6 protein-coding genes, 3 rRNA genes and 1 other annotated feature are annotated in these 12,456 nt (G+C 41.6%); all 9 genes read left to right on the top strand.

From position 1 onward, the window contains the following. Positions 1–1,446: ribosomal RNA gene (locus HMPREF9943_RS04830) — 16S ribosomal RNA — on the top strand; the annotation flags it as partial. Positions 1,447–1,722: 276 nt separating this feature from the next. Further along, positions 1,723–4,625, top strand: a 23S ribosomal RNA gene (locus tag HMPREF9943_RS04825). A 56-nt stretch (positions 4,626–4,681) separates the two neighbouring features. Next, positions 4,682–4,791: ribosomal RNA gene (gene rrf / locus HMPREF9943_RS04820) — 5S ribosomal RNA — on the top strand. Between the two features lie 85 nt (positions 4,792–4,876). Then, positions 4,877–6,847 (top strand): glycosyltransferase, encoded by a 1,971-nt coding sequence (locus HMPREF9943_RS04815; RefSeq protein WP_004802570.1) that lies wholly within the window; start codon positions 4,877–4,879, stop codon positions 6,845–6,847. Continuing rightward, positions 6,825–7,775 carry a 3'-5' exoribonuclease YhaM family protein gene (locus HMPREF9943_RS04810; RefSeq protein WP_004802568.1) on the top strand — a complete coding sequence of 317 codons (951 nt, stop codon included), beginning with the start codon at positions 6,825–6,827 and terminating at the stop codon, positions 7,773–7,775. The genes HMPREF9943_RS04815 and HMPREF9943_RS04810 overlap by 23 nt, the downstream gene beginning before the upstream one ends. A gap of 72 nt (positions 7,776–7,847) precedes the next feature. Continuing rightward, a complete protein-coding gene (locus tag HMPREF9943_RS04805; protein ID WP_004802566.1) occupies positions 7,848–8,282 on the top strand; it encodes a cell division protein SepF in 435 nt (144 codons plus the stop codon). Beyond that, on the top strand, positions 8,282–9,025 hold the full coding sequence (locus HMPREF9943_RS04800; protein WP_004802564.1) for a YlmH family RNA-binding protein: 744 nt from the start codon (positions 8,282–8,284) through the stop codon (positions 9,023–9,025). Before HMPREF9943_RS04805 ends, HMPREF9943_RS04800 begins: the two co-directional genes overlap by 1 nt. Positions 9,026–9,035: 10 nt before the next feature. Continuing rightward, on the top strand, positions 9,036–9,488 hold the full coding sequence (locus tag HMPREF9943_RS04795; protein ID WP_004802562.1) for a DivIVA domain-containing protein: 453 nt from the start codon (positions 9,036–9,038) through the stop codon (positions 9,486–9,488). After that, positions 9,456–9,658, top strand: a binding site (T-box leader). (Overlaps the previous gene by 33 nt.) A 33-nt stretch (positions 9,659–9,691) precedes the next feature. Then, positions 9,692–12,445 (top strand): isoleucine--tRNA ligase, encoded by a 2,754-nt coding sequence (gene ileS, locus HMPREF9943_RS04790; RefSeq protein WP_004802560.1) that lies wholly within the window; start codon positions 9,692–9,694, stop codon positions 12,443–12,445. Positions 12,446–12,456: the final 11 nt, after the last annotated feature.

The raw sequence follows: 12,456 nt of genomic DNA, 5'->3' as shown, positions 1-12,456 counted from the left end.
GAGGAGCACATGGGGAACCTGCCCGTCAGAGGGGGACAACAGCTGGAAACGGCTGCTAAGACCGCATAGGCTCAAGGAGGGCATCCTCGTTGAGTTAAAGTGTCCTTTCGGGGACAGCTGACGGATGGACCTGTGGCGCATTAGCCAGTTGGCGGGGTAAAGGCCCACCAAGGCGACGATGCGTAGCCGGCCTGAGAGGGCGGACGGCCACACTGGGACTGAGACACGGCCCAGACTCCTGCGGGAGGCAGCAGTAGGGAATTTTCGGCAATGGGGGGAACCCTGACCGAGCAACGCCGCGTGAGTGAGGAAGGCCTTCGGGCTGTAAAGCTCTGTTGCAGAGGAAGAACGGGAGAGCGAGGAAATGCGCTTTTCGTGACGGTACTCTGCGAGAAAGCCACGGCTAACTACGTGCCAGCAGCCGCGGTAATACGTAGGTGGCAAGCGTTATCCGGAATCATTGGGCGTAAAGAGGGAGCAGGCGGACGCGAAGGTCCGTAGTAAAAGCCCGAAGCTAAACTTCGGGCGGCTATGGAAACCGCGCGCCTGGAGTGCGGAAGAGGATCGCGGAATTCCATGTGTAGCGGTGAAATGCGTAGATATATGGAGGAACACCGGTGGCGAAGGCGGCGGTCTGGTCCGGCACTGACGCTCATTCCCGAAAGCGTGGGGAGCAAATAGGATTAGATACCCTAGTAGTCCACGCTGTAAACGATCGATACCAGGTGTCGGGAGTCACATCCCGGTGCCGAAGCCAACGCATTAAGTATCGCGCCTGAGTAGTACGTCCGCAAGGATGAAACTCAAAGGAATTGACGGGGGCCCGCACAAGCGGTGGAGCATGTGGTTTAATTCGAAGCAACGCGAAGAACCTTACCAGGCCTTGACATCGATCCGATCGCGCGGAGACGCGCGAGACCTTGCCGAAAGGGAAGGAGGAGAAGACAGGTGGTGCATGGTTGTCGTCAGCTCGTGTCGTGAGATGTTGGGTTAAGTCCCGCAACGAGCGCAACCCCTGCCGCCAGTTGCCAGCATTCAGGATGGGGACTCTGGCGGGACTGCCCCTGTAAGGGGGAGGAAGGCGGGGATGACGTCAAATCATCATGCCCCTTATGGCCTGGGCTACACACGTGCTACAATGGACGGAGCAGAGGGAGGCGAAGCCGCGAGGCGGAGCGGAGCCCAGAAACCCGTTCACAGTTCGGACTGCAGCCTGCAACTCGGCTGCACGAAGCTGGAATCGCTAGTAATCGCAGATCAGCATGCTGCGGTGAATACGTTCCCGGGCCTTGTACACACCGCCCGTCACACCATGAGAGTCGGCAACGCCCGAAGCCGGCGGCCCAACCCCGCAAGGGGAGGGAGCTGTCGAAGGCGGGGCTGATGATTGGGGTGAAGTCGTAACAAGGTATCCCTACGGGAACGTGGGGATGGATCACCTCCTTTCTAGGGAGAAGAGAGCGTTTCTACTTGGTTATGAGTGTTCAGACACTCAAGGGAGGGTCCCTGAAAACCGGATAACATATTTCAAGCAAGAAGGAAGGCTGATCGGAAGATCAGACTTTCTGCGAAACACATAACAGAGAATTCAGAGAAGAGATCAGAGATGATAGAAGAGAGTCTGAAATCTGTTGTGGGCAAAAAGCTAAGAAACGAGAAAAGCAAGAGAAACAGCAAGAAAAAAAGCAGAGAACTCAAGCTCATAGAAGAAAGACAAGAGAAGGTCAGGAAAGAAAGGGCGTATGGCGGATGCCATAGGCGCGCGAAGGCGAAGAAGGACGCAGCAAGCGGCGAAATGCGCCGGGGAGCCGCAGGCAGGCAAAGATCCGGCGATATCCGAATGGGGGAACCCGCTCCTCTAAGAGGGGAGCACCGCGGGGCGAACGAAAGGGGCCCCGCAGGAGCGAGACGCAGGGAAGTGAAACATCTGAGTACCTGTAGGAAGAGAAATCAAAAGAGAATCCGTAAGTAGCGGCGAGCGAAAGCGGACGAGCCCAAACCGCAGAGATGCGGGGTAGAAGGAGCTGCGAAGAGCGGAATTGAAGGCGTCAGGGGAATGGGCAGGGAAGCCCATCCGGAGAGGGTGAGAGACCCGTACCCGAAGGCGCAAGCGAGGAAGCGAGCAGAGATCCTGAGTACGGCGGGACACGAGGAATCCTGCCGGAAGCATCGGGGACCATCCCGAAAGGCTAAACACTAGCGCGCGACCGATAGCGAACGAGTACCGTGAGGGAAAGGTGAAAAGAACCCCGGGAGGGGAGTGAAAGAGAACCTGAAACCATATGCCTGCAAGAAGTCAGAGCCCCGCAAGAGGGTGATGGCGTGCCTTTTGTAGAATGAGCCGGCGAGTTGCCGTGCGCGGCGAGGTTAAGCAGAAGATGCGGAGCCGGAGCGAAAGCGAGTCCGAAGAGGGCGGAAGTCGCGCGGGGCAGACCCGAAACCGGGTGAGCTAGCCATGGGCAGGTTGAAGTCGGGGTAAGACCCGATGGAGGACCGAACCGACCCCCGTTGAAACGTTGGCGGATGACCTGTGGCTAGGGGTGAAATTCCAAACGAACCCGGAGATAGCTGGTTCTCCCCGAAATAGCTTTAGGGCTAGCGTCGCGCGGTGGCTGGGGAAGGTAGAGCACTGAATATGCGATGGCCGCATCCCGCGGTACTGAGCATAATCAAACTCCGAATGTTCCCAGAGGAGAAGCGCGGCAGTCAGTCTGCGGGTGATAAGGTCCGTAGACGAGAGGGAAACAGCCCGGACCAGCAGCTAAGGTCCCAAAGTGCATGCTAAGTGGAAAAGGAAGTGGAGATGTGCAGACAGCTAGGAGGTTGGCTCAGAAGCAGCCATCCTTGAAAGAGTGCGTAACAGCTCACTAGTCGAATGACTCCGCGCCGATAATTTACCGGGGCTAAGCATGACACCGAAGCTCTGGGCAGGAGACTGCGGTAGGGGAGCGTTCCATGCAGCGGCGAAGGCAGACCGGAAGGGCGGCTGGAGCGCATGGAAGAGAGAATGCCGGCGTGAGTAGCGAAATGTGGGTAAGAATCCCACACACCGATTGCCCAAGGATTCCAGGGGAAGGTTCGTCCACCCTGGGAGAGTCGGGACCTAAGGTGAGGCCGAGAGGCGCAGCCGATGGAAGACGGGTGGAGATTCCCGTACCCGTATGGCGGTGAAGGAGTGACGGAGAAGCAAGGCGGTGCCGGCGGACGGAAGAGCCGGTGTAAGCGAGAGACCCGGAGACCAGGGAAAACCGGTTTCTGATAAGGGGAAGGCGTGACGCATACGGAAAGCTGAGGCAAGTACGGAAAGCCGAGGAGCATCTTCCAGGAAAAGCTTCTAGCAATAACGACATACGGCCCGTACCGAAAATGGACACACATGGGCAGGGAGAGAATCCCGAGGTGAGCGAGAGAACTGCAGCCAAGGAACTCTGCAAAATGACCCCGTAACTTAGGGAGAAGGGGTGCTCGCTGAGAGGCGAGCCGCAGAAAAATGGCCCAAGCGACTGTTTACCAAAAACACAGCTCTCTGCGAAGGCGCAAGCCGAAGTATAGGGGGTGACGCCTGCCCGGTGCTGGAAGGTTAAGGGGAGGAGTGAGCGAAAGCGAAGCTCCGAGCCGAAGCCCCAGTAAACGGCGGCCGTAACTATAACGGTCCTAAGGTAGCGAAATTCCTTGTCAGGTAAGTTCTGACCCGCACGAAAGGCGTAACGATTTGGGCGCTGTCTCGGCTGCAGACTCGGTGAAGTCTTAGTGCCTGTGAAGATGCAGGCTGCCCGCGACTAGACGGAAAGACCCCATGGAGCTTCACTGCAGGTTGGCATTGGACCTGGGTGCGTGATGTACAGGATAGGCGGGAGGCAGAGAACCCGGCGCGCAAGCGCAGGGGGAGCCGACGTTGGGATACCGCCCTTGGCGCATCTAGGCTCTAACCGGACGCCGGAGACGGGCGACGGGACAGTGCCAGCCGGGCAGTTTGACTGGGGCGGTCGCCTCCTAAAGAGTAACGGAGGCGCCCAAAGATACCCTCAGCATGGATGGAAACCATGCAGCGAGTGCAAAGGCATAAGGGTGTCTGACTGCGAGACAGACAGGTCGAGCAGGGACGAAAGTCGGGCTTAGTGATCCGGCGGTGCCGAATGGAAGGGCCGTCGCTCAACGGATAAAAGCTACCCTGGGGATAACAGGCTGATCTCCCCCAAGAGTTCACATCGACGGGGAGGTTTGGCACCTCGATGTCGGCTCATCGCATCCTGGAGCTGAAGTCGGTTCCAAGGGTTGGGCTGTTCGCCCATTAAAGCGGTACGCGAGCTGGGTTCAGAACGTCGTGAGACAGTTCGGTCCCTATCTGTCGTGGGCGCAGGAGGTCTGAGGAGAGCTGTCCCCAGTACGAGAGGACCGGGGCGGACGGACCGATGGTGGACCAGTTGTCGCGCCAGCGGCACAGCTGGGTAGCCAAGTCCGGAAGGGATAAGCGCTGAAGGCATCTAAGTGCGAAGCCCCCTCCGAGATGAGACCTCCCACCGAAAGGGTAAGGCCCCTTGAAGACGACGAGGTGGATAGACCGGGAGTGCAAGCACGGTGACGTGCTGAGCGGACCGGCACTAATAGGCCGAGGACCTGACCGGAGAGAGAGTCAGAGAGCGAGAAGTATGGAATCCGGTTTTGAGGGACCGTCGGGAGATCCGGTGGTGAAGGCGTGATGGACACACCCGTTGCCCATACCGAACACGGAAGTTAAGCATCACAGCGGCGAAGATAGTCCGAGAGGGCGAAAGGAGCACGCTGCCGGGCAGAGAGAGGGCATCCCCCTCTTTTTTTGTGCTGCTTATTTCTTTATAGTGATTAAAATGTTATAATAGGGCTAAGGAGATTGATTATGAATATCGCAATTTTTACTGATACTTATTTACCTGATATTAATGGTGTTGCGACATCTGCAAAGATTCTTAAGGATGAATTATTGAAACATAATCATCATGTTTTAGTAGTAACAACTGAACTTCCAAGTAACAGTGATTATTATGAAGAACATGTTGTACGAGTTGGCGGTATTGATATTAAAAAATTATATGGCTATCGTTTAGCTTCATTTTATTCCTTTGAAGGAATGCGCGAAGTCAGAGAATTTAATCCTGATATTGTTCATTGTCAAACAGAATTTGGTGTTGGTATATTTGGTAAAATTGTAGGTGAAATTTTAGGTGTTCCTGTCTGTTATACATATCATACTATGTGGAAAGATTATACTCATTATATCTCAAGAGGAAAACATCCTATTGATGATGCTATGAAAAAAATTGTTGAGCTGATCAGTAAGTTTTACGGTGATTCATGTGCACGGTTAATTGTACCGGCTAAAAAAACTGCTCAGGCTCTTCAATCTTATGGTATAAAGAAAGATATTACAGTTATTCCTACAGGTCTTGAATTAGATCGTTTTTATAATTATAATAAAGAACATGTTTTTTCAATTAGAAAGCAATATCGTTTAACGGGATTCACACTTATTTATCTTGGTCGCATTGCTCCTGAAAAAAGTATTGATGTACTAATTAGAAGTATGACTCATATTGTCAGTAGAGATAATTCTATTAAATTATTAGTGGTTGGTAATGGACCACAGCTTGATGAACTTAAAATGTTATCAAAATCTTTAAATCTTTCTGATAATATTATATTTACCGGTGCCAAAAATGCTGATGTAATTAGTGATTATTATCATGCTTCAGATTTGTTTGTGAATGCTTCCACTTCTGAAACTCAAGGTTTAACTTATTTTGAAGCTATGGCATGTAGTCTTCCGGTTTTAGCCAGATATGATTCAAATTTAGAAGATGTGATTGTTGAAGGTGAAAATGGATATTTTTTTCATGATGAACAGGAATTTACCGATCGTGTTTTGAATCTTGCTTCATCTAATCTGAATACATTAAAAAAGAATGCTTTAAAAAAAGCTCAATATTATGATTCAGAACATTTTTATCAATCTATTATTAATGTTTATACTCAGATGAGGAATGAAGTTATTTCTAGTTATCAACTAAACGAATTAATAGAAGGAAAGAATGGTTATACTGCAATTTTTATTCACGGCAAGTATGAGACTCATCTTCATATTACAAAAGATATTATACAGCGTTATGGTTTGGTTAAAGGTATTGAAATTACCAGAGAAGAACTAGATGCTTTAATTGATTTGGAACATGTTCATGATGCATACTATAAAGCACTGAAATGGCTAACATATAAAGACTATACATATATCATGATGAAAGAAAAATTATTAGAAAATGGTCGCTATAATTCCATTCAGGTTGATATGACTATGGATTTGCTTCTTTCTAAACATCTTATTAATGATTATGATTATACTATGGACTATTTAAGTTATATGATTAATAAAGGCTACGGCTTAAAAAAAGCATCACTTGAATTAAAAAATAAGGGTGTTTCACCTAGTACTATAGATCAGTGTTTGGCTGAATTTTCCGCTGATTTAGAATATGATGCAGCCGTTGAGATTATAAAAAAACTATACAAAGAAAATAATAAATATTCACCAAAGGCCTTGCTGAACTATATTAGAAAAAGATTATTTAATAAAGGATTTAGCAATGATGTTGTTGAACAGGCAATGAATAATATTAATTTTGAATTTCCTGCTGAACACACCAGATTATTGTTAGAAAAAGAATATAATCGTGTTTATTCAAGATATAAACTCAAGTTTGATGGTCATTTGCTTAAGACGAAAATTATTACATTTTTGGTTCAAAAAGGTTATTCATATGATTTGGTTTTAGAAATTATTGAGGAGAAGTGGGATGAAAATGCAGAAAATAAATGAAATGCAGATTAATACTGATAGTGTACAATTTAGGGCTCTTATCAGCAGATCTGTTACCGGCAAAACAAATGGCAGAATTTATTTAAATATTACATTTAGTGATGATACCGGAGATATTGATGCTCGTTATTGGAATGTAAAGGTGGAAGATATTAAAGATTTTGAAACTGGAACAGTTGTTGAAGGTGTTGGAGATATTATTAATTATAATCATCAAAAACAAATGAAAGTTCTTCAATTAAAAAAAATTATTCTTTCTGATGATGAAAAACTTAAATTTGTGGTTCATGCACCAATTGATAAAGAAGAAATGATGAAAGAATTAAATAGGTATATTTCTTTAATTAGAGAACAAACAATGCATGATATCACAATGTCTTTAATTGAAAAGAATAAAGAGGCCTATTCTATTTCACCGGCTGCTAGTCATAATCATCATGAATATGTTTCAGGACTTCTTTATCATACTATTACAATGTTAAAAGTTGCGGAAAACCTTATAGGTATTTATAAAACATTGAATAGGGATTTGCTTTATGCCGGCATTATTCTTCATGATATTGGAAAAATAAGAGAATTATCAGGTCCTGTTTCTCCTTCATATACCCTAGAGGGAAATCTTTTGGGTCATATCTCTATAGGTGCACAAATGATTAATGAGGAAGCTGGAAGATTAGGATATTCAAATGAAAACGTTGTTCTTCTAGAACATATGATTTTATCACATCATGGCAAGAAAGAGTATGGTTCTCCTGTTCTTCCTCAATTAAAAGAAGCTGAGATCTTATATTTTATAGATAATATTGATGCTAGGATGTTTATGATGGATAAAGCTCTTAATGAAACAGAAGAGGGAAACTTTACAGCACGTTTATTTGCATTAGATAATAGAAGTATTTATAAACAAAAAAAAGAAAATGAACATTAGAATTTTAATAAGTGATATTTTCATCAGCTGATTTATATGTTATAATTGACAATATTGAGGAGGATTTACCTTATGGATAGAGTAAAAAAATGGTTTTTTGAGGAAGAAAACAGTGGAGAAGATGATTATTCTCCTGAATTAGAAAATGAAGCAGTAGAAGAAACACCTAAAACTAGTGTGTTTGAAAAAGCTAAATCAGTACGTACTAGCGATATGGTTAAGCAGTTAAATAGAGATTCTAATCTGGTTTTATTTGAACCAAGAAGTTATAGTGAAACACAAGAAATTGCTTCTTTTTTAAAATTAAAGAAGGCAGCTGTTGTGAATTTACATCGTTTACAGAAAGAACAGTCTAAACGTGTAATAGATTTCTTAAGTGGTGTTATTTATGCGATTGATGGTGATATTCAGCAGATCGGGCCAAAAATCTTTTTATGCACACCTAAAAATATCAGTGTTGCAGGAAGTATCAGTTTAGATGATGATGAAGGTGCTTTAGAGCAGTAATGCTTGAGCATTATAAAGGTGATGAAGATTTTGTTAGAAAAATTCTTGATTATGTGAATCAGGCAGATAAAGGCAAAATGATACTAACAAAATTTTTTGATCCGCATCAGCAGTCTATTGTTAGTAGAGTGATCGGTAATAGATTATCAGTCCATTCATTTGGTGGATTTATTAATGCTGAGAATAAGAGAATGCTTATTTGTCATGATTACTATGAAATAGTTCCTGATGATTTTCATATATCTGTTCTTAAAGCAGATTATAATGACAGTTTTGGGAAATTAAAGCATTCAGATGTTTTAGGAGCACTGATGAATTTAGGAATTAAAAGAGAAGTGATTGGTGATATTTGTGAGTCTCCTTTAAGTTTTGCGATATGTGACGAAAATTGTGATTATATAAAAACACATCTCAGAAAGATTAAAAAATCATCTGTTCATTTTGGTGAAGTGAATGAGTTAATAGAAATTAGGAATGAATTTAAAAATCAGGTATTCTATGTTTCTAGTTTAAGGCTTGATAAGCTTATTTCTTCATTATTTAGAATATCAAGAATAAAAGCAAATGAAGCTATTAATAGCGGAAATGTAAAAAAGAATTATCAGATTATCAGTAATGCTTCTGATGTGTGCAAAGATGCTGATATTCTTTCTTTGAGACACTATGGAAGAGTTAAAATTCATGTGACTGATAAGGTTACAAGATCCGGCAATATTCTTATTGAAGGAAAGTTTTATAAATGAGGTGAGCGATTTGGAAAGAAATTTTAAAAGAGGGTTATTGGGATATAAGAGAAAAGATGTAAATATGTATCTTGATACAGTATCTCAGACAATGTCTGAATTGAATAAACAAATAGCTGATCTCAAAGCACAGCTTCAGCGAGTGAATGAGGAAAAAGCATTTCTTGTTCAAAGAGATACAGTTACTCAAAAGACTAATGAAGAAATCGCAAGATTAGCTTTAAAGGAAGCCAGTGCACTTATTGATAAAGCTAAAAAGAATGCGAATATGATTCTGAAAGAGTCGATGGAGTATGTTAAGGGTCTTGATCATGAAGTAAACGGATTTAAAGATGAGGCTAAGGATTTTAGAAATCAGATAGTAAAAATCAGTGAAGAATTACTGGAAACTATTGACAATTCAGAAATTTTTAGTTTAATAAAAGAAGAAGAAAATACAAAGAAAGAGACAGACAGATTTTAAGACTTATAGAGAGACTGTGGATGGTGGAAACAGTTAGACACTGAAATTTGTGAATCACTCTAGAGTAGCCTTCTGAATAGTTAGGAAGTGCCGTAGCTCGCGTTAAGAGATAAAGGCTATATCATGGATATAGTAAATAAAGGTGGTACCGCGTTTAAGACGTCCTTTAGGGATGTCTTTTTATTTGGAGAAAGGATAAGACAATGGACTATAAAAACACTTTATTAATGCCACGTACTGATTTTGAAATGCGTGGCAAATTACCGGCTAAAGAACCGCAATATGTAGAACGCTGGAATAATGCTTCTATGTATGAAAAAGTTACAAAGATGAATGAAGATAAAGAAGACTGGATTTTTCATGATGGACCTCCATATGCAAATGGAAACATGCATATTGGGCATATGTTAAACAAGATTATTAAAGATGTTATTGTACGACATAAAACATTAGAAGGCTATCATGTTCCGTATATTCCAGGCTGGGATACTCATGGTTTACCTATAGAGAATGCTATTCAAAAATTAGGCGTAGATAGAAAATCTATGTCTACTGCTGATTTTAGAAAAAAATGTTATGATTATGCATTAAAGCAGGTTCAAAAACAGATGGAGCAATGTATAAGAGTGGGAACATTTGCTGATTACAAGCATCCATACCTTACGCTATTTAAGGAGTTTGAAGCTAACCAGATTGACGTTTTTGCCAAAATGGCATTAGACGGACTTATTTATAAAGGTTTGAAACCTGTATACTGGTCACCATCAAGTGAATCAGCATTGGCTGAAGCTGAAGTTGAATATCATGATGTTAAAGCTCCTACTATTTATGTAAAATTTAAAGTTAAAGATGGAAAAGGCTTATTAGATAATAAAGATACATATTTTGTTATTTGGACTACGACTCCTTGGACTGTTCCTGCTGATCAGGCTATTTGTTTAAATCCTAACTATACTTATGCAGTAGTAAAGAGTGAAAAGGGAAATCTTATCGTTTTAGAAGAATTGATTGATTCATTATGGGAGATTTTTGATTTAAAAGAAAAAGAAGTAATTCAAAGATTTACCGGTAAAGAAGCTGAATATATAACGACAGTACATCCGTTATATCCGGATCGTGAATCTTTAGTAATATGTGGAGATCATGTAACAACAGAATCAGGAACCGGATGTGTTCATACAGCTTCCGGATTTGGTGTTGATGACTTTAATATCTGTCATGATTATAATATTCCTGTCTATGTTAATGTTGATGAACATGGTTGTATGATGGAAGACTGTGGAGAATGGTTAGCAGGACAGTATGTTGAAGATGCTAATAAAACAGTTACTGAGAGATTATATGAACAGGGGGATTTATTAAATCTTACATGGATTACACATAGTTATCCTCATGACTGGCGGACTAAGAAACCTATTATTTTTAGAGCTACCGATCAATGGTTTTGTTCAATTGATAAAATTAGAGAGAAACTGTTAGATGAAATTGATAAAGTTGACTGGGTCAATGAGTGGGGTCATATTAGAATTTATAACATGATTAAAGATCGTGGAGACTGGTGTATTTCAAGACAGAGAACATGGGGTGTGCCTATTCCTATTTTCTATTGTGAAGATGGAACACCAATTATTGAAAAAGAAGTATTTGATCATATTTCAAAGCTTTTTAGAGAATTTGGGTCTAATGTATGGTTTGAAAGAGAAGAGAAAGATCTTCTTCCTGAAGGATATGTAAATGAACATTCACCAAATGGTATTTTTAAGAAAGAAAAAGATATTATGGATGTTTGGTTTGATTCAGGGTCATCTCATACGGGTGTATTGATTGAAAGAGGATATCGCTATCCTGCTGATCTTTATTTTGAAGGATCAGATCAATATCGTGGCTGGTTTAATTCTTCTTTAATTATTGGAACAGCGGTTCATGGACAATCACCATATAAACAAGTCTTATCACATGGTTTTGTTTTGGATGGTAATGGCAATAAAATGTCTAAATCACTAGGTAATACAGTTGATCCGATTAAGATTGTTAATCAGTATGGAGCGGATATTTTAAGATTATGGGCAACAACATGTGATTATCAGAGTGATGTACGTATTTCACAGGAAATTATGAAAGGTGTTTCTGAGTCATATCGAAAGATTAGAAATACGTTAAGATTTATGTTAGGAAATCTTAATGATTTTAAAGAAAATAACTTAGTTTCAATTGATTTATTAGATTCTGTTGATATATATATGCTGGCTAAATTAAATACAGTCCTTACTGAATATCATGATTCAATGAACAAATATGATTTCAGTGGAGCTAATAAAGTTATTTTAAACTATCTGACAAATACAATGTCTTCTTTCTATATGGATTTCACAAAAGATATACTTTATTGTAATGATAAAGAAGATTCTAGAAGAAGAAAGGTACAGACGGTGCTTTATTACTGTGCAAAAACAATTACTAAGCTTATTTCACCTGTTCTAGTCTTTACTGCTGAAGAAATTCATGATTATTTTAACTGTGATAATCATAAAGAAGAATCTATTTTTCTAGAAAAATCACCAGAACTGTTTAATATTAAAGATCAGGAACAAATAATTGAAAGATTTGAAAGATTTTTAACAGTGCGTTCTGATGTGATGAAATCATTGGAAGAATTACGTCAAAATAAAATTATCAAATCTAATATGGAAGCCAAAGTAACTATTTCTTTAAAAGATGAATATAAAGATTTAGCAGAACTTAAAGATGAAATGGCTACCTTATTTATCGTTGCTAAAGCAGATATTACGGATCAGACTGATGGCTTAAATGAATATGATTCATTATTCTGTAAAACTGAAAAGTTTGAAGGTGATCAATGTCCAAGATGCTGGAATCACTTTGACAAGGGAACACTGAACCACACAACCGGTTTATGTCCAAGATGTTCTCAGGTTATTAAGAAAATAAGATTATAAGGGTACTTAAA

The sequence above is a fragment of the Eggerthia catenaformis OT 569 = DSM 20559 genome, assembly GCF_000340375.1.
GTDB classification, from domain to species: Bacteria; Bacillota_I; Bacilli_A; order Erysipelotrichales; family Coprobacillaceae; genus Eggerthia; species Eggerthia catenaformis.
The sequence above is the reverse complement of the archived record's forward strand: the minus strand, read 5'-3'. Positions and strand labels throughout refer to the sequence as shown.